Here is a 24,426-nt window from a genome sequence, read left to right as displayed (position 1 = left end):
TCCTTTATCCGAAACATACTATCACTCCGTTACCATACCATTTTGTATGTGGTAAAATTTACCAAATTTTATTTTGGAAAAATATTGTTCATCAGCAGCGGTGATAAAAGTCTGGATACGCTCTCTAATAAATAAGAGTAACTCAGAACGGCGGGCGGCGTCAAGTTCACTCATAACATCATCAAGCAATAAAATAGGATATTCGCCTGTTTCTGATTTAATAAATTCTAATTCTGCCAGTTTCATAGCTAACACACCAGTCCGTTGTTGTCCTTGTGAGCCAAAATTACGCAAATTTTTACCATTAACTAAAATTATAAGATCATCCCTGTGAGGACCAATACCAGTACTGCCATTTAGGATATCTTGCTTACGTTGTTGATCAAACTGGCTATGATACCATCTATGTAGATTATCTATTTTATCTTTTTTTGCCCCGCTCAAATAATAATTTACCGTAAGATTTTCACTATTACTGGTAAGTTTACGATGATGAAGATTCGCTAACATGGTAAGCTTTTTTACAGATTCCAGGCGCTTTTCAGTGATAGTAGCAGCAACCTTTGCCAATTGCTCGTCCCAAGGGGAAAGTAAATCAATACCAGCTTTGCCTTCTCTGATCTTTTTCAATAAGTTATTACGTTGTCCCAGTATCCGGTTATAGTTTAATAATTGCCGGTAATAGATAGGATTTGCCTGTGATATTTCATTATCCAAAAAGCGCCGACGTAAAACCGGCGCTCCTTTTATCAACAGTAAATCTTCTGGTGAAAATAATATAGCATTAAGTGAGCCGATAATTTCCCTTACAGGTAAGGGGTGACTATTATATAGTATCTCCTTGTTTTGACTAGTTATAAATTTAAATTTTAATGAATTTTCGACGTCCTGACGAAAAAAAACAACTTCAATACTAGCTGCAGACTGATCCCAGCGTATTAATTCTTGGTCAGTATTAGTCCGGTGTGAACGCCCCATAGCAGCTAAATATAAAGCTTCAATAAGATTGGTTTTACCTTGGGCATTAGGACCAATAAAGACATTGATATTTGCTGTAAAACTTATATCTATATTTACATAATTACGAAAATTATGTAAAACAAGTTGATTTACTCTCATGTTTCACCTGTAATTATTCTCCAACAGCCAATTCCATCAATAGCAATGACATCATTAATCCGAACTTTTTTCCGGCGCTCTGTAACTGTCGTACCATTTAGTTTTATTAGTTTATCTTCTAGTAATGGTTTAATTTGAGCTCCGTTGTCAATGATACCTGCCCATTTTAGCAATTGGTCAATATTAATTTCTGAAGTATGTATTTCGATTTCTTCCACGGTTTTTCCTCCATTTTAAACTTTCTGATAGGGGATAATGACAGAGTAAGATTTGTCACGCTAGTATGTGAAACATGCCTGCTTTTCATACAGTTAATTGGTCCGAACCGGGGTTATGATATAGGTATAGGTTTCATCATTTTGCGGTTTAACCCTTGCTGGACTCAAGGGTGTGTTTAACGAAAATTGAAGTTCAGTTGTACCAATATTTTTTAGTATATCAGTTACGTACTTGGCATTAAAGGCAATAGCTATCTCAGTACCTTCAGTATTTACGGGAATGGTTTCATAAGCTTTGCCAACATCAGGGTTATTAGAGGTTATTATAACTTCATTGCTATTAAACTGGAATTTAATTACATTATATTCACCATCTTTAGCCATAAGCGAGACACGTTCTACAGCATCCATAAATAACGCTGTATTAATAGTTGATACAGTTCCAAATTCTGGTGGTATAACTCGGTTATATTCAGGATATTGTCCTTCAATTAAGCGTGATTCGAGATAAACATCATCAAAACTAAAAGCTACTTTGCTTTTTTCCCAGCAGATAGAAACATCAACTGGAAGTTCTGAAGTTAATAATCTGGCTAATTCGTTTAGAACTTTGGAAGGAATTACAATTTTTAGAGCACTATTCGTTGTATTTTCAATAGTGCTCTTTTTTAAAGCTAAACGATGAGTATTAGTTGCTACCATTCTGACATCATTGTTTGTTAATTCTAATAAGGCTCCGGTAAATATTGGCCGACTTTCTTCTGTAGCACAAGCGAAAGTCGTTCTTTTTATAATATCTCGTAAAACATTATCTTTGACAGTGAATGAATTTACTCCATTTGTTTTTTTAAATAATGATTGTAATACAGGAAATTCTTCAGCAGGTAGGCTCAATAAGTTGAATTGAGATGAGCCTGCTGAAATTTTTATTGTATGGTCTTCTTCAGAAGAAGCAAGTTCTACTGTTTCACCGGGAAGACGTTTTACTAATTCTTGAAAATAGCGACCAGACAGAACAATTTTTCCGGGAATATCTACCTGAGCATCAATCGTGCAACTGATACCAATTTCGTAGTCAGTTGCTTGTAGTTGTAATTTATTATTCTCAGCAGATAGATAAATACCTGATAAGAGGAGAAATGTAGCTTTAGCAGAAACTGCTTTTTGCACGGTTTGTACTGCATGGTGAAGTTTATCTTTGGAACAGGTAATTTTCATTGAAAGACCTCCTTGAAATTATAAAATAGGGAAATTTAAAGAAAACAGACGGTTCTATTATTAATAGTTAATGCATATAGTAATAAATAGCCGTAATAGTAGTAGGCGCTGTTGATATGTTGATAAATATGTCGAACGCTTGCTATTCATAGAAAAAGTATGTTGGTAAAATGTCGATAAGTAATATAGTAGTTATCAACATTTTACCATAAAAAGTGTAGGTTAAAGTTATCAACATTTTGTGTACAACTTATATTGGTAGTTATAAACATAGTTATACACTTAGGACTCAATGCGTTTAATTAGGTCTTTTATTGTGTTATTTAGTTTTACATCCGAATTTCGTTCTCTATGTATCTTGTCATGGGCATGGATTACTGTAGTATGATCGCGGCCACCAAAAATTTCACCAATCTTTGGTAAAGATGTTTCGGTTAATTCACGGCATAAATACATAGCAATTTGTCTGGGAAATGCAACATTACGGGTTCGTTTTTTAGCAGAAAGGTCTTCTAATTTAAGTTTAAAATAAGCAGCAACAATATCTTTTATAAGATCGGTTGTAATTTGTTTTGGCCGACCATCAGGGAAGATATCTTTAAGAGCTTCGGTGGCTAAATCAATATCAATTGGCTGATTGTTGAGGGAAGCATAGGCAATTACGCGAATGAGCGCGCCTTCAAGTTCGCGGATGTTGTTTTCAATCCGGCTGGCAATATAAACAATCACTTCATTAGGAACGTTAAGGCTTTCCATCATGGCTTTTTTTCGTAGAACAGCAATACGTGTTTCTAAATCAGGTGGTTGGATGTCAGTTATGAGACCCCATTCAAAGCGGGAACGCAATCTGTCTTCTAATGTTTGGATTTCTCGCGGTGCTCTGTCACTGGAGATAATGATTTGTTTATTAGCATCATGCAATGTGTTAAAGGTATGAAAGAATTCTTCTTGAGTATGCTCTTTTTTAGAAAGAAATTGGATATCATCAACTAAGAGAACGTCAATATTACGATATCGTTGGCGGAAACTTTCCGGGTTGCCGCTAATAATAGAGTTAATAAGTTCGTTTGTAAATTTTTCGCTTGATATATAGACAACTTTACTATTGGGGTTATTTTCTTTAATACGGTGACCGATAGCGTGCATAAGATGGGTTTTCCCCAGACCTACGCCGCCATAAATGAAAAAGGGATTATACACTTGGGCTGGGGCTTCAGAAACCGCTAATGAAGCGGCATGGGCTAACCGGTTAGAATTTCCAATTACAAAAGTAGAGAAAATATATTTGGGATTTAAATTAAATTCTTCCGCAATTGGTGGGAGATTTATGTTTGGACGATTAGGGTATTTTTCTTTTTTTATATTGCTTTTTGAAGTATCTGTTGTATTTACAGGTTCTGGTGGAGAAATTTCGGTAGAGAGGGCTGCCGCAGCCTCTGGAATATCACCAATATCGTCAAGGTATTTTAAATAATCAGTAGTCGTAAGAGCATCATTATCAGAAACAGGTTTTTCTGTGATTTTAGGAATAATTGGTTGGCTCTCTATTTTTTCAGATAGTATTTCAAGTTCTGAAGTAACTTCAATTGTCGGATCCTCAATGGTTAGGAGTGCAGTTTCTTCTTCGACATTTTCGATATCCATATCCATATTGATAAAAATAACTTCAAAATCTTTATTGGCGGCAGCTTTTAAGGCAGCCTTAATAACAGGCACATAACGGCTTTCCAGCCATTCTTTCACGAATTGTTTTGGTGTGCCAATTTCAATGATATTATCATTGATTGATAGTGGCATTGTCGATTTGATCCATGTTTCAAAAAGAGGTTTGATGAATGCTTTTTTCATATGTATCAAAGCTGTTTGCCAAATACTTGCCATATAAGCGGTATCCGCGCTCATGATAGTGTTCAGTCCTTCCTCGTATAATATTTTTCCACAAAATGAGAGGGTAATTAACATAAGTTATCCACAAAGTTATTAACATATGTTGATAACTTTTATTCAGATAGTGTTTTAGGCGAAAAAAAAATACAACAATGGTTAAAATATTTCGAGAAATGTATATTGACAAGTTATTAACCGTTGTGGATAAAGTTGTTAATAAGTATAAAACTTTGGGGATAAGTATAAAATTAGAGATATTACGTAATGTTATCAAGAGGTCTGTTGATAACTAAGTATGTTTATATTAACAAATCACGTGACAGTTATCAACAAGATATTTTGCTTATACCCAAAAAGGTATTAAATTATCCACATATATACTTAGGTGTTATAGGTAGATATTCTTGACATTAGGCCTCACGCTAGTCTATAATCTATACTAGTGAAATTTTGTAGATTTCAAAGTTTTTTCCCTTATATATAAGGAGGTGTAATAATGAAACGTACCTATCAACCAAATACGTTGTGGAAAAAAAGAACTCATGGTTTCCGCGAACGTATGTCATCAAATGGTGGTCGTCTTGTACTTAAGAGAAGACGCGCTAGAGGCAGAAAAAAATTATCAGCATAGTAGGCCGCTTTCGTGGCCTATTTTTTCCATTGACGAAAAAAATTTATGAAACCGGATGATTAACAATTATGGTCAAAAGGTTTACTTTACCCAAGATGGGTAGACTTTGTCAAAATAGAAGTTTTCAGGCTGTTTATCGATCAGGTAAGTCATATGCCAATAAATATTTGGTGCTATATGTCTTGCCTAATCGGTCTGTCAACCGCCGGATTGGTTTTGCAGCTGGTAAACGGCTGGGCCCGGCTGTTATGCGTAATCGTCTGAAACGTTTACTAAGGGAAGCCTATAGACATCATCAAGAGAAGATTATAACTGGTGTTGATCTAGTGATGGTTGCCCGCCAGCCGCTGTTAAAGGCAGGACAAGATCAAATTGTCAAAGCTTTTATCGAGCTTTGTGCAAAAGCAAAAATATTGGTGGAAAAATAATGAAGCGAATAATTACTTTGCTTATTATTAGTAGTATTAAGTTTTATCGTCTGTTTATTTCCCCGTTGAAGCCGCCTAGCTGCCGGTTTGTGCCTACTTGTTCTGAGTATGCGCTTATGGCTATTGAAAGGTATGGGGTATGTCGTGGCGTGGTAATGGCTGTTAAGCGTATTTTACGCTGTCATCCGTTCCATCCTGGTGGATATGATCCTGTTTAAATAAACATCCGACCATTTGCAGGAGGGAATTTTTTTGGATTTTATGAACTTTGGTTTTTTAAGCAATATAATGCAAACTGCATTGACTTTCTTTTATGATTTGACAATGACTATGGGGTTTGCGAATTATGGTATTGCCATAATTCTTCTTACCATCGCAATTAAGGCAGTGCTCTATCCGTTAACTGTCAAGCAGGTAAAGTCAATGAAAGCAATGCAGGACATTCAGCCTAAGATGAAGCAATTGCAGGAAAAATATAAAGGTAATCCGGAAAAGCTTAATAAGGAATTGGCATCGCTATATAAAGAGGCAGGAGTTAATCCTTTGGCCGGTTGTTTGCCGTTAATCGTGCAAATGCCATTTTTGATTGCTATTTTCTTTGCTATACGCGATTACCATTATTTGCAACAGCCACCAAGCTTTTTGTGGATGACAGATTTGGCGCAGCCTGATCCTACATATATATTGCCTATATTATCTGCTTTGACCACATATATTCAGCAAAAGCAGACAACTACCGAGATGACCCAGCAGACTAAGATGATGATGATATTTATGCCGTTGTTTATTGGTTATATTAGCTTGTCATTTCCTGGTGGATTAGTGCTTTATTGGGTAGTAAGCAATTTATTTCAGATTTTTCAACAGTGGTTTATGTATCGAAATAAACCGTCAGTTACTGGTGAGGAGGCACGCTAAGGATGAATGGTAAGCTTAATACTGTAGAAAAAACAGGAAAAACGATTGATGAAGCAATTGAACTGGCCCTTGCTGAACTTGAAGAAACCCGAGATCGAATTGATTATGAGGTGTTGGAAGTTCCTAGTAAAGGATTGTTCGGGTTTATCGGTTCTAAGCTTGCCAGAGTACGCGTAACTGTTCGTGCTATCGATCCGGTAGTGGAAGCTAGACAGTTTTTAGTAAAAGTATTTGAGGCTATGAATATTGCGGTTACCATGGAGAAGATAACACATGATGATCATGTGGTTATTAATCTTCACGGCGAAGATTTGGGTGTGCTTATTGGTAAACATGGCCAGACACTGGATGCGTTGCAATATCTGACCAATTTGGCAGCCAATCGCGAGGCGACTGAGCGTAGTCGGATTATTTTGGATGTGGAGGATTATCGTAAACGGCGGGCAGAAACCTTATCTAGATTGGCTATGCGCTTGGCAGATAAGGTTAAACGGCGTGGCGAAAAGGTGGTACTTGAACCTATGAGTCCGCAGGAGCGTAAGATTATCCATATGGCATTGCAGAATGATTATCGAATTGTTACATACAGTGAAGGCGATGAGCCTTATCGCAAAGTAGTTATTGCCTTAAAAAATAGTAGCAAATAGTAAAGCCGGGGATATCCCCGGCTTTACTATTGCGTATCCAATAAAAACTTTATTGTTGTTATACGGTTATGGTACGTTGATAAGGTTTGCCGCAATGTTGGCAGTGTAGTTCAGTAGGTGCATGCGCAATTGTATTCTCTGATCTGTAGCCACAGGTTATGCAATGTGTTTTGATTTTAATTAAATACCTCTCGGCCAATTTTGCTTGTTCTATTGATGTTTTGGCAGAAGCTACAAATTCTTGCGGTATTGTAAAGACATCATTTTGCTGACCAGCAGCATCTTGATGATGTATGATTAACTGAGTTTCCTGTTCACCCAGATTAAGGGAGCCATTAAGTTGTTCATAAGGGATTATTAACCAACGACACTTGGTATTGCCAGCAGGCTTATCAATGAAATAGATTGCATGGCTGGACACTACTAAGGCACCAGTTTCATCTAAAAAGCTTGCTGGAATAATACGATGGATGGCCTCGCCCAGCCAAAGGTTTTCAGGGACATCGACGAGTAGTGCCTGTAGCTCGGGGCTTATATGTGAAAAATCCCGGTATTTTTTGGCGATAGGTAATGTAGGAGGCACACCATCTGCAAGAATGGTGATAGCTGCGTATTCCGTTATCAAAGCTTTAAAGATCGGAATAATAGTGTCTACATTACCTTTATAGATAATAACACAAGGCATAGTATTCAAAGCCATTTTTATAGCTAACCGCCCGCGCAGCAAAATTTTTTCCAGGCTACGTTCTAAGTTTTCCTGATTATAGCATCCTTTTATAATAACGCTATAATATTTATGCTCACTGCTCATACAAACACCTCACTTTCATCAATATTGTACAATGCTTGGCGGTTATTGACAATAATAAGAAAAATGAAAAATTGATCGCGTACTATTTCTTGGAAGGTATATATAACGTAAATAGTTATAGGAATTGATAACGTGAAGTGGCAGGGAAAAAGAAATACTACCCGCCGCGGGTAGTATTTCTTTTAAAGAATGAATTTATCAATTAGATCAATTAACTCAGCAATTTCTGGCTTAGAAACTTGTCCGTTAGCGCCAATAGACTGTCCTTTTAAACGCATTTCTTCATTGATTAGTGAGGAGAAGAGTATAACAGGCAAATGTTTAAGTTTTTCATTTTCCTTGATGCGTTTTGTAAGATGATGACCGTCCATTTGTGGCATTTCAATATCGGTGATTACCAGTTGCACTTTATTTTCAATAGGTTCACCATTAGCAGCCAGTTTCTCGATTTTTTCCCAGGCATCTTGCCCGTTTTCAGTTAAAATTATATTGGCATAACCGGCATTGTGCAGTGTACCTAGCAATAGATCTCGCAGTAGTTTGGAATCTTCTGCTATTAAAATGGTTTTATTTTTGCGAATATCCATAACATTAGGGGCTGCGGAAGTAATCTGATTAAATTTCTCGTTCATTTCCGGGTTAATGTCAGCTACTATTTTTTCAAAGTCTAATAAAATTACCATTTTTTCCGCCATTTTTATTATTCCGACAACCATTTCAGAGTTGGCAATATTGGGAGGTTGCTCCATGGCTGTCCAGGAGATACGGTGAATACGTGATACTTCATCAACAAGAAAGGCAACAAAGTAGTTATTGAGCTCGCTTACAATTACCTTGGGTGAAGTAGTGGATGACTCTGCACCCAGGCAGCGGGGCAGGTTGACTAAAGGCATAACCCGTCCGCGTAGAGTAAAAATACCATCAACCCATGGATGAACATTGGGCATTTTGGTGATTGTTAGGGGGTTAATAACTTCTCTTACTTTTGCTACATTAATGCCATAACTAACTGGACCAATAGAAAATTCAACTATTTCAAACTCATTAGTTCCGGATTCCAGCAAAATCCCCTTCTCAGACATTGCCATCCCTTCTTTCTTTTTCAATAATATCAATAATTATTATTTCTAGGCTGTGGTTAGTTTACCTGCTAAAAGTTCATGCTTAATAATAAATTTCTGAGTAATTTTACTTAATTCAGCAAATAATAACTATTCTGCATTAAAATACTAGCAGATAGAGGCAGCTGTATGTTGAAAATGTGGTAGCGATTGCTTATGAAGATAAGCAGGAACATGGAAGAGGGCAGGGAATATTAATATATTTACATAGTAATAAAAACTGACTAGCTGAGTTACAGTCCTAAGTGTAGTTTATCTTTTGCGGCGAGTTAAGACTTCTGTCTCTGCAGGCGACGTTTGTTCAGGTGAGGTAGACTCCCCACCTGAACCCGCCGATGTTTCAGCTATGCTGAAACAAGTTCACTCGAGTAAAACCTTGTAAGGAGTGGAATATTGTTGATTGGGTTGACTAGTGATGATACTATTAGCGCAATTGCTACCTCAATCGGTGAAGGTGGTATTGGTATTGTAAGGGTAAGTGGTAGTAAAGCGCTAGTTATTGCGGATAAGCTGTTTGTTAGTAAAGTAGGCAAACGGGTGGCTGACGTTCTGTCTCATAAAGTATTGTATGGTGATATTATTGATCCTGATAGTGGTGAAAAGGTAGATGAAGTATTGCTCCTTATCATGCGTGCTCCCCGCTCTTATACTTGTGAAGATATTGTGGAAGTTCATTGTCACGGTGGACCAGTCCCATTGCAACGAGTGCTGGCACTTACTATGAAAGTGGGAGCAAGGTTGGCTGAGCCGGGTGAATTTACCAAACGGGCTTTTTTGAATGGGCGATTGGATTTAGCACAGGCCGAGGCGGTAATTGATATTATCAGGGCGAAGACTGATACCTCACTTAAAGCGGCAATTGGCAATTTATCAGGCCAGTTATCAGAGCAGGTAAAAGAATTGCGTCACACTATTTTGCGAATGATTGCTCAACTAGAGGCTGCAATTGATTTTCCAGAAGAGGATATTGAAGCGGTGGCGGCGACTGATGTTGCAAAATTAATACAAGAGGCTGATCTACAGCTTAGTGCTTTATTGGCGACTGCGCAAACAGGCAGAATTTTACGCGAGGGATTGGCAACTGTAATTATTGGTAAGCCTAATGTTGGTAAATCGAGTTTGCTTAACGCTTTACTCCGGGAGAAGCGGGCCATTGTTACTGATGTTCCTGGTACAACCAGAGATATCATTGAGGAATATGTTAATATTCGCGGCATACCGCTTAAAATTATTGATACGGCAGGTATTCGCGAAACTGCCGATGTGGTGGAAAAAATCGGCGTGGAGCGGGCGCGCGAGTTAGTAGGTCAGGCTGATCTTATATTGGTGTTACTAGATTCGTCTGCGCCATTATCATCTGAAGATAAGGCGGTGCTGGCCTTGTTATCAGGTAAACAGGCCATTGTATTAATCAATAAGAGTGATCTACCTGCCCAGTTAGAATCTGAAGAAGTAGAAAAATATACAGATGGCCGGTTGGTATTACGGATTTCGGTAGAACTTGGTCAAGGTTTGGCTGAGCTGGAGCAGATGATTGCTGATATGGTGTATAGTGGTCAGGTTAGTCAGGGTGAAGCTGCATTTGTTAGCAATGTACGCCAAGCTGATGCTCTGGGACAGGCCCAGGGGAGGCTGGCTGAAGCTTTGGCAACGATTGAGGCAGGAATGCCAACAGATTGTATTGTTGTCGATCTCCGGGCTGCATGGGAAAAGCTTGGCGAAATAACAGGAGATACGGTAGGTGAGGATATCATCGATCAGATATTTACTCAATTTTGTATTGGTAAGTAGAAAATTGGAAGAGCGGTAGTACAATGAGGTGATAATTTTGTTTCAAGCAGATAAGTATGATGTTGTAGTAATTGGTGCTGGGCATGCTGGCTGTGAAGCAGCGCTGGCTGCAGCACGACTGGGGTGTCGGACATTAATTACTACTCTTAATATGGATAATATTGCAATGATGCCTTGTAATCCGGCAGTTGGTGGACCGGCCAAGGGCCATCTGGTGAGAGAGATTGATGCACTTGGCGGTCAAATGGGTATCAATACCGACAAGACCTGTATTCAAATACGAATGCTTAATACTGGTAAAGGCCCGGCAGTGCATGCTCTCAGGGCTCAGGCTGATAAGCGCCTATATCAGTCGACCATGAAGCATACCATGGAGATTCAGCCTAATCTGGCTGTTAAACAGGCATTAATTGATAATATCCTGGTGGAAAATGGGCGTGTCACCGGGGTAGTAACTGAACTGGGCGAGATATATAGTGCTAGCTGTGTTATTATTGCGACAGGTACGTATTTACGGGGGAAAATTATTCTGGGAGAAATTAATTACCCTGGTGGTCCGGCAGGTCAGCGGGCTGCAGAGAAGTTGTCGACAGCGCTTAAGGTACTTGAAATTTCACTGATGCGGTTCAAAACCGGCACGCCCGCACGAGTGGATGCCCGGACTGTGGACACCAGTAAAATGACCATTCAGCCTGGTGATGATGTGGCTCATAATTTTTCTTTTCTTAGTGATACGGTTACTCGTGAACAAATTCCCTGTTGGTTGACTTATACTAATGAGCAAACCCATACTATTATTCGGGAGAATATGCACCGTGCACCTTTATATATGGGGATTATTGAAGGGACAGGACCGCGTTACTGTCCGTCAATTGAGGATAAGGTAGTACGCTTTGCTGATAAATTAGCGCATCAGGTATTTGTGGAACCAGAGGGAACCAATACTACGGAAATGTATATTCAAGGGATGTCTACAAGTCTGCCGGTAGATGTTCAGTTAGCTTTTTTGCGAACCATTCCCGGTCTGGAAAAGGTCGAGATTATGCGTCCTGGTTATGCGATTGAATATGATTGTATTGACCCTACTGAGCTGAAACCAACATTGGAAACAAAAAAGGTATATGGATTATTTTCTGCCGGTCAGTCTAATGGCACTTCCGGTTATGAAGAGGCGGCTGCACAGGGCTTAATAGCGGGGATTAATGCGGCGCTACAGGTACAAGCGCGACCACCCTTTATATTATCTCGTGCTGACGCTTACATTGGTGTATTGATTGATGATCTGGTGACTAAAGGAACCAGTGAACCTTACCGGATTATGACTTCCAGAGCCGAATACCGTCTAATTTTGCGGCAAGATAATGCCGATCTGCGCCTGACCGAGAAAGGGCGGGATATTGGCCTTGTTACTGATGAGCGGTATGAGCGCTTTATTCGCAAGCGGGAGGCTATTGAGCAGACGTTAGAATTGTTGAAAAGCATACAAATTACTCCATTGCCTGAAATACAGGAAAAAATGATGGCTCTTGGTACGGCTGAACTTCGGACAGGCATTACTTTATATGATTTACTTAAACGTACAGAGGTTGGCTATGAGGCTATGCGCCTGCAGTTTTCGTTGCCTGAGATACCATCAGTAGTACGTGAACAAGTGGAAATATCTGCTAAATATGAAGGATATATCCAAAAACAGATTGAGCAAGTAGAGCGTTCGGCTAAACTTGAGGCTAAACGTCTGCCTGAAGATATGGATTATAGCCAAATTAGCGGGCTATCACTGGAAGCTCGCCAGAAGCTAACTAAAATTCAGCCTCTGTCAGTAGGCCAGGCTGCTCGCATTTCCGGGGTTTCACCTGCAGATATCTCTATATTGATGGTGCATTTGGAGCAGCGGCGGGGTAGACAATAATATAGGGGGTTAGCTATGAATCATTTTCAGGATATATTAGCTAAAGCAGCCGCTGAATATGGGCTAAATCTTGTGCCAGAGCAATTGGCCGCCATGGATAGTTACTACCAGCAGCTAGTAGTGTGGAATGAAAAGGTCAATTTAACTGCGATTACTGAGCCGTATGAGGTGGCTGTTAAACATATGATTGATTCGCTATCTTGTTATCAGGAGGAGCTGTTTACTCCTGGTGTGAGGATAATTGATGTTGGTACAGGCGCTGGATTTCCGGGTATTCCGCTTAAAATCTTTCAGCAGGATATTAAGCTGACATTGATGGATTCGCTAAATAAGCGGTTAAATTTTTTGCGTGCGGTTATTGATGATTTATCACTTGACGGGGTTTATACTGTTCATGCCCGGGCCGAAGAAGCTGGAAAAAACAAACAATACCGGGAGCAATATCAACTTGCGGTGTCGAGGGCTGTAGCCAGGCTTAATGTATTATGCGAGTTATGTCTGCCGTTTGTTAAAGTTGGTGGCTGTTTTATAGCTTTGAAGGGAGCCCAATACGAAGAAGAGGTGCGGGAAGCCGCTAAAGCTGTTACTTTGCTTGGCGGGAAAATCGAAAATATCAAGCCAGTGAATTTGCCTGGTCTTACTGATAAGCGGGCGGTAATTTATATAAAAAAAATTGCGGTTACGCCGCAAACCTATCCGCGTAAGGCTGGCACTCCGGAAAAAAAGCCATTGTGATTTAAAGGAAAATACCATTATCTGCAGAATATAAGAACTAGCATAGATAACCTAATTGTTTTGTAGGTGGTGGAATCATGAGAAATTTGGCTAAGCTGTTTGGTATTGGAGAAGCTTCGCCAACTATTCCCGCGGATATTACGGAGAGTAATTCTGTTGTTGCGAATGAACAAAATATTGCAGCTAATACTGCTTCTAATACAACAGAAGCAGTCAATGTTGTTGATTTGCAATCAGTACATAGAGTTTCGCCTGAAATCATTATACCGAACCCATTTCAGCCACGTAAAACTTTTAATGATGATTCGTTGCAAGAGTTGGCTGAATCTATTCGTGAGTTTGGGGTAATTCAACCACTGTTGGTACGTCGGCAAGGTGAGGCTTATGAGCTAATCGCTGGTGAACGTCGCCTTAGGGCTTCTCGTTTAGCAGGTCTCACTGAAGTTCCTGTTATTGTGCGAGAGCTAGATGACAAAGAAATGGCTGAGTTGGCCATGATTGAGAATTTACAGCGGGAGGATCTACACTTTTTAGAGGAGGCCGAAGGATATCAACACTTGCTTGCCAGCTTTAGCTTTACCCAGGAAGAGTTAGCACGACGGGTGGGGAAAAATCAATCGACCATTGCGAATAAACTGCGGCTATTGAAGTTAGCACCGGAAGTGCGCAAGGTACTTGTGGGTCAGAGCTTGACAGAGCGTCATGCCCGTGCGCTTTTAAAAATAGAAGATTCCCAAATCCAGTTGGAAGTACTTGCTGATGTGAAGGAAAAGGGGTTGAATGTCCGGGAGACAGAAGACTTGATTGAGAACTTTTCCAATAATATTTCCCAGGAAAAGCAGCCTGCTCCCAAACAGACACTAGTTAAGATAATTAAAGATGTTCGTATTTTCATTAATACGATTAATAGCGTAGTATCCCAAATGAAGAAAAGCGGTATGGATATTAAAGTAAAGCAAGATATTGAGGGCGATTATGTCAATATCAGTATCCAGGTAAAGAATAGCCACAAGTAATAGGTTACTATTGCGGTAAAGGGGCTGTGGGAAACTTAGCGCTAAGTTTTCCACAGCCCCTTTTTGATAAGATAAGAAGTATATGTTTTTGAGAGTTATGGTGGCCTTATAAAATAAGGGGTGTCAAGTATAAAACCCGGCACAGGCGGCCAGTACCCTCGTAACTCCCGTAACCCCTCGGCCTTTGCCGGAAAAAGCGTTCCGCAGGAGAAAAGCCGGGTGGTATTCCGTTAAAAAATCCGTACTGTTTGAGCGTAGCGAGTTTACGGATTTTGGGAATATCGCCCGGCTTTTCAGCTTTTGGAGGCTTGGGGCCTAGACCTTTTGTTACTTTCGGGGCAATGCCAAAAGTAAAACCCCTATCCTTGTATTTCAATGACTCAACGTAAGACAAAGGACCTCGTTAGCGGCTTTTCTTATAGTTATCGTAATTTGTTAGTTAATGCCTGTTTCACTTACCGGTGGCAAGCAAGTGTTTGGCAATATTGACGGCAGCTACGCCATTGTCAGCGTAGGCGTCTGCGCCCGCCTGCCGGGAATAGCTATCAGTGAGTACAGCCCCGCCTACGATGATTTTACCAGTAAAACCATCCGCGCGGAGAGCTGCAATCGTATTATCAATTTGCGGCAGAGTGGTAGTCATTAGTGCACATAAGCCGATAAGCTGTGGTTGGTGTCTTTGGGCGGCTGCTACAATGGTTTCAGGGGCAACATCTTTACCCAGATCAATAACAGTAAAGCCGTTGTTTTCCATTAGGGCTGCCACAATATTTTTCCCTAGATCATGAATATCTCCTTTTACTGTAGCGAGGAGTATTGTGCCAAGGCTTTGGGTTTGATGGGCGGGTAGTACTTCTTTAATTGTGTTAAAGGCCGTACGCATAGTTTCAGCAGATAGCAGCACCTGGGGCAGGAAGCAACGTCCCTGACTAAAGGCCTGGCCCACTTCATTCATGGCAGTTGTTAATGCCTGGTCAGTAATAGCCAGTGGAGTGTGGTTTTCGGTTAGTGCCTGGCGCACTAGTGGTGCCACTCCGGTTGTTTCACCATTAATGACGCTCTGGCGAATTTGAGATAATATATCAATAGCAGTAGTGATATTTGTTGTCAAGGCTGGCAGATCAACATGTTTTTTGCTGTATTCAACAACGGCTTGTGGGTTGCGCCCACTTAATGTAACTGCGGCGGACCAAACATCCTGCATTAATGGATCAAATGGATTCAGGATTGGTGCGTCAAGGCCGGCATCTACAGCCATAGCGCAAAAGGATGCATTCATTAGATCGCGCCGCGGCAGACCAAATGAGACATTGCTAAGACCCATGACAGCAGGGCATCCGAGTTGTTCACGATATAATTTGAGGGTTAACAGAGTTTCTGCAGCAGCCTTAGCGTCAGTTGCCACTGTCATAACCAGCGCATCCAGCAGTAGATCATGACGGTTTAAACCATATTCCTGAGTAAGGTCTACTAATTTTTTAGCTACTGCAACCCTCTCTATTGCTGTTAATGGCACTCCGCTGTCGGCTATTGGCAGGCATAATACAGCGGCACCGTATTTTTTGGCAAGCGGGAGGAAGGATTCCAAACGCTCGGGTTCGGCAGTGACTGAGTTAATAAGTGCCCGACCGGGATAGGCTTTTAGACCGGCCTCAAGCGTTATTGGGTCGGTGGTATCAATGGCTAGCGGCACATCAACTAGAGTGGATAAGTCCTCAATAACCTGTTTCATGGCAGTGGCCTGATCAATACCTGGTACACCCATATTTATATCTAAAATACCGGCACCGGCTTTTATCTGAGCTAGGGCTTCTTTTTTTACGGTAATAAAATTGCCAGCTTTTATGTCGGCTGCTAATGCTTTACGGCCAGTGGGATTGATGCGTTCACCAATAATCACAGGAGCAAATTGTGCGCCGATACTTATCGCCCGGGTGCGGCTCGTTAGAGCGGTAAAAGCTGAATTTCGTTGTATCTTTATCTGGGGCAAGGCATCAATTGCTTGGCGAATAGCTTTAATATGGGATGGCGTGGTGCCGCAACAGCCACCAATATAGGTAGCACCGGCAGCTGCTAGTTTTGGAATCCAGCCAGCCATTTCTGTTGCTGTCATGGGGAAAATGGTTTGTCCATTGACCAATTGTGGCATCCCGGCATTTGGTTGCACACTAAGGGGGATGGAACAATTTTGTGCTAATGATTCAATTATTGGCAAGAGTTGTGCTGGCCCTAATGAGCAGTTGGCGCCAATCACGTTGGCTCCTAAGGCTTCCAAGGTGATGGCTGCTGTGCGGGGATCAGTGCCGGTGACAGTCCGGCCGTCAGCATCAAAGGATAGCTGGCAGATAATTGGTTTACATGTGGCTGCCTTGGCTGCAAGGAGGGCGGCCCGCATTTCTTGGATATCAATAATTGTTTCAATGATTATGTAGTCAATACCGGCTTGGTCAAGAGCTGTGATCTGTTCATAAAAAACTTCATAAGCGACATCAAAGGTAAGTTCCCCTAGCGGCGCAATAAATTTACCTGTTGGACCAATTGACCCGGCTACCTTGGCATGAGTACCGGCGGCTTTGCGGGCAGCGGTTACGGCTGCTATATTTAAGGCAGCGACTTTGGCTTCTAAGCCATAATGAGATAGCTTTATACGGTTAGCACCAAAAGTGTTTGTTTCAATGATATTGGCGCCTGCTGCCACATACTGGCTGTGAATAGCTGTTATTTTGGCAGGCTCCTCGATATTCCATAACTCAGGACATTGGCCTGGCTTCAGGCCGGCCTGGTGCAACATTGTTCCCATAGCACCGTCAAATAGATAAATCATCTACTCATTTGTCTCCTTTCGTGCTTGACAGCCAATCTGATTGCATTTGTCACAAGGCAGTTCTTGCTGATGTGATAGGTTCAATGTATGGTGATAAGGGTATAAACCAATAATAGCGGTAACCGACTTGCGTGGCACGAGCATTTTGGTATCGGTGACGCTAAGGCCGATACTTGCTCCTGTTGCCAACTCCAATATCTCAGGCTGAAGCTCGACCGGCCAGTCGCCATAGCCGGGGCTAAAGCGTCTGCCGGCTGCTAAACCGGCTTGGCCAGCTTGCTGCGCAATTACGCTACAGACTGCGGCGCAAGACATTTCTACTGCTGTTGTTCCAGCGGCATCTAACAGCAGTCCTGATGTATATTGATTTTTCAAAAACAAAGTAGATACTTCTTCTTCCAATGGCAGACCAATAGTTACTGCCATTACGGCTACTTCGACTGCTCCGGTTAGATGCTTAATGATGCTGTTAGCGGTTAACACAACAGGTTCATTTGCCAGAATGGTATGTGCATCCTGGTCATAGGTGTATAGCTGCCAAACTCCTTTGGGGATGGATAGTAATTGAGCCTGTGTACATGCTTCGCTAAGCAAAGTTGCTGAGAAGTCTACTTTACGGCCTAGACCAGCATAGCGTCTGGTTTCATCAAGGTCAACAATGGTTAGGCGAGGATAATAAAAAGGCATTATAGGAAACCTCCTTAATTAAGTGAGGTATTATTAGCATTATAGTATATTTTTCTAATTAGTTAAAGCTAAGATGTATATTTTATATTTAATTAATAGTTATGTTAACATAGCTATTTTTCTGTATTTTTTGGCAGGAAATCACATAGATATGTGGAATGGAAAGATGGAAGTAATTTATTTTTGAGGTGAAAATAGTTTGGTTAAAGTGATTGCTATTGCCAATCAAAAGGGAGGAGTAGGGAAGACGACTACTGCAGTCAACCTTGCAGCTTGTTTGGCAGAGTTAGGAAAAAAGGTATTGCTGATTGATATCGACCCACAGGGTAATTCGACTAGTGGCTTGGGCTGTAATAAAGGTACAATTAAACATTGTGTTTATGATGCGTTAATTAATGATGTTCCAGTGGAATCAATTGTTGTACAAACTGAAATTCCAAATCTTAAGCTTTTGCCGGCTACAATTCAATTGGCAGGGGCAGAAATTGAATTGGTATCGATGATGTCGCGTGAGGGCAAACTTAAGCGTGCATTGGATAAGGCCAAATTCAGCTATGAGTTTGTTCTTATTGATTGTCCGCCGTCATTAGGATTACTTACTATCAATTCATTGACAGCCGCGAATTCAGTGCTTGTGCCTATTCAATGTGAGTTTTATGCGTTGGAAGGTTTGACACAGTTGATGAATACGATTAATTTGGTACAAAGAAATCTTAACCCAGTTCTTACTCTGGAAGGGGTAGTGTTAACCATGTTTGATGCTCGTACTAATTTGTCCATTCAGGTAGTGGATGAGGTGAAAAATCATTTTCGTCATAAAGTGTACCAAACTATTATTCCTAGGAATGTTAGGTTAAGTGAAGCACCTAGCCATGGGAAGCCTGTTATAAAATATGATCCTAAATCTAAGGGTACAGAAGTATATTTTGATTTAGCGCGTGAGGTGATTGGTGATGAGTAAACGTGGCTTAGGACGAGGACTAGATGCTTTGTTTGGTGAGCCAAATGCGGGGCAAGCTATTGAGAGTAGTGAACCTATTAATGAAATTGCTATTCAGGAGATTATTCCTAACCCACATCAGCCGCGTCGTGATTTTGATGAAGAGGCGCTAGCTGAGTTAGCTCAATCGATTAAACAGCATGGAATTATACAACCGGTTGTTGTCCGAAAGACGCTTACTTGTTACGAATTAGTGGCTGGGGAACGGCGGTGGCGTGCATCTAAATTAGTGGGATTAAAGCAGATCCCGGCTGTGGTGCGTGAATATACTGACGCAGAAATGATGGAGATAGCGCTAGTTGAAAATTTGCAACGGCAAAACCTTAATATTATTGAAGAAGCTATAGCCTTTCGGCGGCTGATTGAGGAGTTTGGCTTAACCCAGGAGGAGGTTTCTCAAAAAATTGGTCGTAGCCGTTCCATGGTTGCCAATATTGTACGGTTGCTTAATCTTCAACCTGAAGTACAAGCTTTTGTTTCACGTGGAACATTGACGATGGGACAGGTAAGACCATTACTAGTTTTAGAATCTCCTGAAATGCAAATTAGTGCCGCTAATCAAATTATTGATGAAGATTTATCAGCCCGTGATGCGGAAGAATTGGTTCGGCGACTGTCATCCAAACGACCAAGCAAGCCGGTTGAGGCAAAACCTGAGATAATAGAGGAAGACAATCAATTTTTCATGAATGAATTTGAAGATAGACTAAAGCTAATATTAGGTACGCAGGTTAGAATTAAACCTGGTAAATTAAAAAGTAAGATTGAAATAGAATACTATTCAAATGAAGATTTAGAACGGATTATGGAAATGTTGTCGAGGGAGCAGCAGAACGCTGCTTCTAAGTTTCAGGGACAACTGGTGGTCTAAATTTGCAAATGTTCCACGTGAAACATTTGACAGGGATTCTTTGGTAACAGAGGTGAGGAAAAGTGCGGATAGAAAAAGATTTGTTGGGTGAGCGAGAAGTACCGTTAGAAGTATACTATGGTATCCATACCTTACGGGCATTGGAAAATTTTCCTCTCTCAGGCTATCGGGTGTCGGCTGTTCTTATTAAGGCAATTGCACTAATTAAAAAAGCTGCTGCTGAGGTCAATGCAGAATTAGGGTATTTGCCAAAAGAACTAGCCCAGGCCATAATGGTTGCTGCAGATGAGATAATGGACGGAAAATGGCGGGATCAGTTTGTTGTTGATGCATTGCAAGGGGGGGCAGGAACCTCTACCAATATGAATGTTAACGAGGTACTGGCAAATCGGGCGATTGAGTTGCTATCAGGACAACGTGGTGAATATAGTCTGGTGCATCCGCTTAACCATGTGAATATGCACCAGTCTACTAATGATGTTTATCCGACAGCGTTGCGGATTGCCGCTATTTGGCTGCTCAAACCATTAAGTGATGGATGTGCAGTTTTACAAGAGTCTTTGCAAGAAAAGGAAGCAGAATTCGCTGGAATAATAAAAGTTGGACGGACAGAAATGCAGGACGCTGTGCCAATTATGCTTGGTCAGGAATTTAGTGCGTATGCAGGAGCCATTGCCCGTGACCGCTGGCGACTGTATAAGGTTGAAGAACGTTTGCGGCAGGCAGCCTTAGGGGGCACCGCAATTGGCACAGGTTTGAATGCTGATAAGAAATACATATTTATGGTTAATGACCGGGTACGACAATATGCTGGTATCGGCTTAGCTAGAGCGGAAAATATGATTGATGTCATTCAAAATGCCGATGTCTTTGTTGAAGTATCTGGGTTACTGAAGGCATTAGCCGTAAATTTGGGAAAAATGTCCCATGATTTGCGGCTTATGTCGTCTGGCCCACGGGCCGGTATTGGTGAGATACAACTGCCTGAACGCCAGGCGGGTTCTTCAATTATGCCTGGTAAGGTTAATCCAATAATTCCAGAAGCGGTTAACCAAGTGGCCTTTCATGTCATGGCTTCTGATATGGCAATTGCTATGGCTGCACAATCAGGACAACTGGAATTGAATGCTTTTATGCCGTTAATTGCCCATCATTTATTGGAAAGTTTAGCTGTCTTAACAAATGCGGTCAAAATTTTAAATGATTTTTGTATTCAAGGGATAATGGCAGACAGTGAGCGTTGTACAGCTTTATTAAATCATAGCCAAGTAAGTGTTACCGCTTTAGTGCCACACATTGGTTATGATTTAGCATCCAAGGTGGCACGAAATGCTATGGAGCATAATATTACCGTACGGGAGGCGGCAATGCAACTGTCTGTTTTGCCGGAAGAGAGAATTGACGCTGCTTTGAATCCTCGGGCAATGACCCGACCGGGAATTGCCGGAATGCCAAAATAGGAGGAAGGAAAGGTATGGAAGAAACGCCAAAGGGATCACGGCTGCATATTGCTATTTTTGGGCGGCGAAATGCCGGCAAATCTAGTTTGATTAATGCGTTAACAAGTCAGGATATTGCATTGGTTTCTAATGTTCCTGGCACTACTACTGATCCGGTATATAAGGCTATGGAGATATTGCCGATAGGGCCTGTTATGATCATTGATACAGCAGGCATTGATGATGTCGGTGATTTGGGTGCATTGAGGGTCGAACGGACAATGCAGGTGCTAAATAAAACTGATTTAGCTGTAATTGTTATTGAGCCAGAAGATGGTGTGACAAATTTTGAAGAAGAGCTCATTAAAGAAATAAGAAAGCGCAATGTGCCTATTGCCGGAGTAATCAATAAGAGCGATCTTATGGCAGTAGCGCCTGACAAAGTTGCTGCCTGGAGTGATGCCTTGGATTTGCCACTACTTACGATTAGTGCTAAAACAGGGCAGGGCATTGAAGAACTGAAACGCATGATGATTAAGTTGGCCCCGGATGATTGGGAAGGGCCTCAGCTAATTGGTGATTTAGTATCACCAGGAGATACCGTTGTTTTGGTAGTGCCAATTGATTTAGCGGCACCTAAGGGCAGGCTGATTTTACCGCAGGTTCAGACTATTCGCGATCTATTGGATAATGATGTATGCGCAGTTGTAGTCAAGGAACGAGAGTTAAAAGAAGCCTTAGAAAATTTAAAAAATCCACCACGCTTAGTTGTTACCGACTCGCAGGAATTTATGAAAGTTGGAGCAGATACTCCGCCAGGGGTAATGTTAACATCATTTTCTATATTATTGGCACGTCATAAAGGAGATTTAGAAACCTTGGTAGCTGGTGCTAAAGCTATTGAAAGTCTGCAACCAGGTGATAAGGTGCTGATTTCAGAGGGATGCACACATCACCGTCAGGCAGATGATATTGGTAAAGTGAAGATTCCCCGCTGGCTAAGGCAAGCAGTAGGCGGTGAACTTGACTTTGACTGGGTATCAGGTGGTACTTTTCCGGCAGATTTGGCAAAATATAAATTGATTGTGCATTGTGGGGCCTGTATGCTTAACCGGCGAGAGATGTTATATCGGCTGGCTATGGCTAGAGAAGCGGGGATACCTATTGTCAATTATGGACTCTTGATTGCTCAAATTCACGGTATTTTGTATCGGGCCCTGGCACCTTTTCCTTTGGCACAGATGATTCTTGAAGAATAAGGGTGAACTAATTGTGATATATCTTGATAATGCGGCTACGACTTGGCCCAAACCAGAGTGTGTTTATCAGGCCGTTGATACCTGCTTGCGTACCATGGGAGCCAACCCGGGAAGGGGTGGCCATAGTATGGCGCGGGCGGCTAGTATGCTGGTATATGAGACGCGCGAGGCATTAGCAGAGTTGTTTGGTATTGCCGATGCCAATCAATTAGTGTTTACTCATAATGCGACCGACGCCATCAGCATGGCCGTATTCGGAATAGTGGGTCCTGGAGATACCATTGTAACGACAGCGATGGAACATAACGCGGTAGCCCGGGCTGTTCGTGTTGCTCAGTCCCAAGGCGTAACGGTTAAAGTTATACCTTGTACCTCTACAGGTCAACTAGCGATGGAAGAGATGGAAGCAGCCATTAGAGCGAAGCCCAAAGCCGTTATTATGACCCATGCTTCTAATGTGACAGGGACAATTATGCCGGTAACAGAGGTTGGTAAACTAACTAAAAAACTAGGTGTAACCTTACTGGTTGACGCGGCTCAAACAGCAGGCGTAGAAGACATTGATGTGACGGCTATGGGTATCAATATCCTGGCCTTTAGCGGCCATAAGGGCCTCCTGGGACCGCAAGGCACAGGCGGCCTTTATGTACAGGAGACAATTAGTATAAGGCCGCTACGGGTAGGCGGTACAGGCAGTATGTCTGAATCAGATATACAACCTGAATTTATGCCTGATAGATTGGAGAGTGGGACGCCCAATACTCCTGGTATTGCCGGTATTAAAGCCGGAGTGGATTTTATTTTGGCTACTGGGCGCAGTAAAATTCAAGCCAAAGAGATGGAATTAACGAACTTATTGTTGGAGGGGTTGAGACAGATTCCGGAGGCAACAGTATATGGGCAGCAGACTGCTCATGGCCGTACCTCTGTCGTGTCTTTTACCTTAGCTGGAAGAGATAGTGGTCAGATTGCGCATCTCCTTGACAAAAACTATAATATTGCCTGTCGTTCAGGGCTGCATTGCGCTCCCTGGGCTCATCAAACAATTGGAACAGTAAAGACAGGGACAGTAAGGCTTAGTCCTGGTTATTTCAATACAGAAGAAGAAATTGGACAGACGATTATTGCAGTCAGGGAACTTGTTGCTCAGGGAGGATAAGAAATGAAAGGAACGCTAGTGAACGCAGCCGCAGTTATCATAGGGTCTGGAGTAGGTTTAGCCCTTAAACAGGGGATTCCTGAAAAATACCAAAATACGCTTATCCACGGCATGTCCTTGGCTGTAGGGGTTATTGGCTTGCAAATGGCATTAAAGACACAAAATGTGCTTATTGTTATTTTGGGAATAGCTGTCGGTGCCATTATCGGCGAAGCGCTCAATATTGACGGCGGACTAAATAAAATTGGTGAATGGCTGTCTGAGAAGCTAAGCGGCCCAGATGAAACTGGGAAAAGTAATATAGGGCGCGGCTTTGTTACGGCTAGTCTAGTGTACTGCATTGGGGCTATGGCTGTTGTTGGCTCAATTCAAGACGGCTTGACAGGTGATACTAGTATCTTGTATGCGAAATCCTTGTTAGATGGCATTATTTCAGTAGTATTTACTTCAAGCATGGGGATTGGAGTTGCCTTTTCCAGTGTAAGTGTATTGGTCTATCAAGGACTAATTACGCAGCTTGCTGGATTTTTTAGTGCTGTGTTGTCTGAGCAGGTAGTTACAGAGCTAACGGCGACTGGTGGGATTCTTATTGTCGGAGTGAGCATACTAATGCTGGAAATAAAGAATATTAAACTGGCAAATTTATTGCCAGCAATACCAGCAGCAGCTGTAATTGCTTATTATTGGCCAATATAGCCCATATATATATTAGACATAAGAAAAGTGACGGCACTATAT

General features: G+C 41.5%; 23 protein-coding genes. 15 read left to right on the top strand and 8 right to left on the bottom strand.

What is annotated here, in order from left to right; all coding sequences use genetic code 11:
• Nucleotides 1-21: 21 nt before the first annotated feature.
• The 4 genes from recF to dnaA all read right to left on the bottom strand — a co-directional run bounded on the left by recF (nt 22) and on the right by dnaA (nt 4,457).
• On the bottom strand, nt 22-1,119 hold the full coding sequence (recF, locus tag SALPA_RS12610; protein ID WP_145094394.1) for a DNA replication/repair protein RecF: 1,098 nt from the start codon (nt 1,117-1,119) through the stop codon (nt 22-24).
• Nucleotides 1,116-1,337, bottom strand: a complete 222-nt coding sequence (locus tag SALPA_RS12605; RefSeq protein ID WP_145094391.1) for an RNA-binding S4 domain-containing protein — start codon at nt 1,335-1,337, stop codon at nt 1,116-1,118. The genes recF and SALPA_RS12605 overlap by 4 nt, the downstream gene beginning before the upstream one ends.
• Before the next feature lie 93 nt (nt 1,338-1,430).
• A complete protein-coding gene (gene dnaN / locus SALPA_RS12600) occupies nt 1,431-2,555 on the bottom strand; it encodes a DNA polymerase III subunit beta (RefSeq protein WP_145094388.1) in 1,125 nt (374 codons plus the stop codon).
• 282 nt (nt 2,556-2,837) lie between these two features.
• Nucleotides 2,838-4,457 carry a chromosomal replication initiator protein DnaA gene (gene dnaA, locus SALPA_RS12595; RefSeq protein ID WP_304624551.1) on the bottom strand — a complete coding sequence of 540 codons (1,620 nt, stop codon included), beginning with the start codon at nt 4,455-4,457 and terminating at the stop codon, nt 2,838-2,840.
• A 481-nt stretch (nt 4,458-4,938) separates the two neighbouring features.
• Here dnaA and rpmH point away from each other — a divergent pair, with 481 nt between their 5' ends.
• The 5 genes from rpmH (at nt 4,939) to jag (ending at nt 7,066) form a co-directional block, all read left to right on the top strand.
• On the top strand, nt 4,939-5,073 hold the full coding sequence (gene rpmH, locus SALPA_RS12590) for a 50S ribosomal protein L34 (protein WP_021168312.1): 135 nt from the start codon (nt 4,939-4,941) through the stop codon (nt 5,071-5,073).
• A 95-nt stretch (nt 5,074-5,168) separates the two neighbouring features.
• Nucleotides 5,169-5,501, top strand: a complete 333-nt coding sequence (gene rnpA, locus SALPA_RS12585; protein WP_255451187.1) for a ribonuclease P protein component — start codon at nt 5,169-5,171, stop codon at nt 5,499-5,501.
• Nucleotides 5,501-5,719: a membrane protein insertion efficiency factor YidD gene (gene yidD, locus SALPA_RS12580; RefSeq protein ID WP_145094382.1), complete on the top strand. Its 219-nt coding sequence runs from the start codon at nt 5,501-5,503 to the stop codon at nt 5,717-5,719. The genes rnpA and yidD overlap by 1 nt, the downstream gene beginning before the upstream one ends.
• Nucleotides 5,720-5,762: 43 nt before the next feature.
• Nucleotides 5,763-6,419: a YidC/Oxa1 family membrane protein insertase gene (locus SALPA_RS12575; RefSeq protein WP_145101939.1), complete on the top strand. Its 657-nt coding sequence runs from the start codon at nt 5,763-5,765 to the stop codon at nt 6,417-6,419.
• A gap of 2 nt (nt 6,420-6,421) precedes the next feature.
• Nucleotides 6,422-7,066, top strand: coding sequence for an RNA-binding cell elongation regulator Jag/EloR (gene jag, locus SALPA_RS12570; protein WP_145094379.1), 645 nt, complete (start codon nt 6,422-6,424; stop codon nt 7,064-7,066).
• A gap of 58 nt (nt 7,067-7,124) precedes the next feature.
• On the opposite strand, the gene SALPA_RS12565 is transcribed toward jag, so the two are convergent.
• Together SALPA_RS12565 and SALPA_RS12560 are read right to left on the bottom strand one after the other, a co-directional pair.
• The gene (locus SALPA_RS12565; protein WP_145094377.1) at nt 7,125-7,877 is read right to left on the bottom strand and encodes a hypothetical protein; all 753 of its coding nucleotides are present in this window, start codon (nt 7,875-7,877) and stop codon (nt 7,125-7,127) included.
• Nucleotides 7,878-8,059: 182 nt separating this feature from the next.
• Nucleotides 8,060-8,965, bottom strand: coding sequence for a chemotaxis protein (locus SALPA_RS12560; protein WP_145094374.1), 906 nt, complete (start codon nt 8,963-8,965; stop codon nt 8,060-8,062).
• A 438-nt stretch (nt 8,966-9,403) separates the two neighbouring features.
• Between SALPA_RS12560 and mnmE the strand changes: the two genes are divergently transcribed.
• From mnmE to noc, 4 genes are all read left to right on the top strand, one after another.
• On the top strand, nt 9,404-10,789 hold the full coding sequence (mnmE, locus tag SALPA_RS12555; RefSeq protein ID WP_145101937.1) for a tRNA uridine-5-carboxymethylaminomethyl(34) synthesis GTPase MnmE: 1,386 nt from the start codon (nt 9,404-9,406) through the stop codon (nt 10,787-10,789).
• A gap of 37 nt (nt 10,790-10,826) precedes the next feature.
• On the top strand, nt 10,827-12,698 hold the full coding sequence (gene mnmG, locus SALPA_RS12550) for a tRNA uridine-5-carboxymethylaminomethyl(34) synthesis enzyme MnmG (RefSeq protein ID WP_145094372.1): 1,872 nt from the start codon (nt 10,827-10,829) through the stop codon (nt 12,696-12,698).
• Nucleotides 12,699-12,713: 15 nt separating this feature from the next.
• Nucleotides 12,714-13,433, top strand: a complete 720-nt coding sequence (rsmG, locus tag SALPA_RS12545; RefSeq protein ID WP_145094369.1) for a 16S rRNA (guanine(527)-N(7))-methyltransferase RsmG — start codon at nt 12,714-12,716, stop codon at nt 13,431-13,433.
• A 77-nt stretch (nt 13,434-13,510) separates the two neighbouring features.
• Nucleotides 13,511-14,449: a nucleoid occlusion protein gene (gene noc / locus SALPA_RS12540; RefSeq protein ID WP_145094366.1), complete on the top strand. Its 939-nt coding sequence runs from the start codon at nt 13,511-13,513 to the stop codon at nt 14,447-14,449.
• A 451-nt stretch (nt 14,450-14,900) separates the two neighbouring features.
• Here noc and SALPA_RS12535 read toward each other — a convergent pair whose 3' ends face one another.
• Together SALPA_RS12535 and SALPA_RS12530 are read right to left on the bottom strand one after the other, a co-directional pair.
• Entirely contained in the window at nt 14,901-17,273 is a 2,373-nt protein-coding gene (locus tag SALPA_RS12535) for a homocysteine S-methyltransferase family protein (protein ID WP_145094363.1), read from the bottom strand.
• Nucleotides 17,274-17,960, bottom strand: coding sequence for a methionine synthase (locus SALPA_RS12530; RefSeq protein WP_145094360.1), 687 nt, complete (start codon nt 17,958-17,960; stop codon nt 17,274-17,276).
• A gap of 199 nt (nt 17,961-18,159) precedes the next feature.
• Here SALPA_RS12530 and SALPA_RS12525 point away from each other — a divergent pair, with 199 nt between their 5' ends.
• From SALPA_RS12525 to SALPA_RS12500, 6 genes are all read left to right on the top strand, one after another.
• Entirely contained in the window at nt 18,160-18,921 is a 762-nt protein-coding gene (locus tag SALPA_RS12525) for a ParA family protein (protein WP_145094357.1), read from the top strand.
• Complete coding sequence (locus SALPA_RS12520; protein WP_145094354.1) at nt 18,914-19,831, top strand: ParB/RepB/Spo0J family partition protein; 918 nt, start codon at nt 18,914-18,916, stop codon at nt 19,829-19,831. The genes SALPA_RS12525 and SALPA_RS12520 overlap by 8 nt, the downstream gene beginning before the upstream one ends.
• Before the next feature lie 62 nt (nt 19,832-19,893).
• On the top strand, nt 19,894-21,291 hold the full coding sequence (locus tag SALPA_RS12515) for an aspartate ammonia-lyase (RefSeq protein ID WP_145094351.1): 1,398 nt from the start codon (nt 19,894-19,896) through the stop codon (nt 21,289-21,291).
• Between the two features lie 14 nt (nt 21,292-21,305).
• A complete protein-coding gene (gene hydF, locus SALPA_RS12510; RefSeq protein WP_145094348.1) occupies nt 21,306-22,529 on the top strand; it encodes a [FeFe] hydrogenase H-cluster maturation GTPase HydF in 1,224 nt (407 codons plus the stop codon).
• Nucleotides 22,519-23,688, top strand: a complete 1,170-nt coding sequence (locus SALPA_RS12505) for an aminotransferase class V-fold PLP-dependent enzyme (protein WP_255451186.1) — start codon at nt 22,519-22,521, stop codon at nt 23,686-23,688. Before hydF ends, SALPA_RS12505 begins: the two co-directional genes overlap by 11 nt.
• Nucleotides 23,689-23,691: 3 nt before the next feature.
• On the top strand, nt 23,692-24,384 hold the full coding sequence (locus SALPA_RS12500) for a DUF554 domain-containing protein (protein ID WP_145094343.1): 693 nt from the start codon (nt 23,692-23,694) through the stop codon (nt 24,382-24,384).
• Nucleotides 24,385-24,426 lie beyond the last annotated feature (42 nt).

Origin of the sequence: Sporomusa sp. KB1 (genome assembly GCF_007830295.1) — a bacterium.
Classification (GTDB): Bacteria; Bacillota; Negativicutes; order Sporomusales; family Sporomusaceae; genus Sporomusa.
The sequence above is the reverse complement of the archived record's forward strand: the minus strand, read 5'-3'. Positions and strand labels throughout refer to the sequence as shown.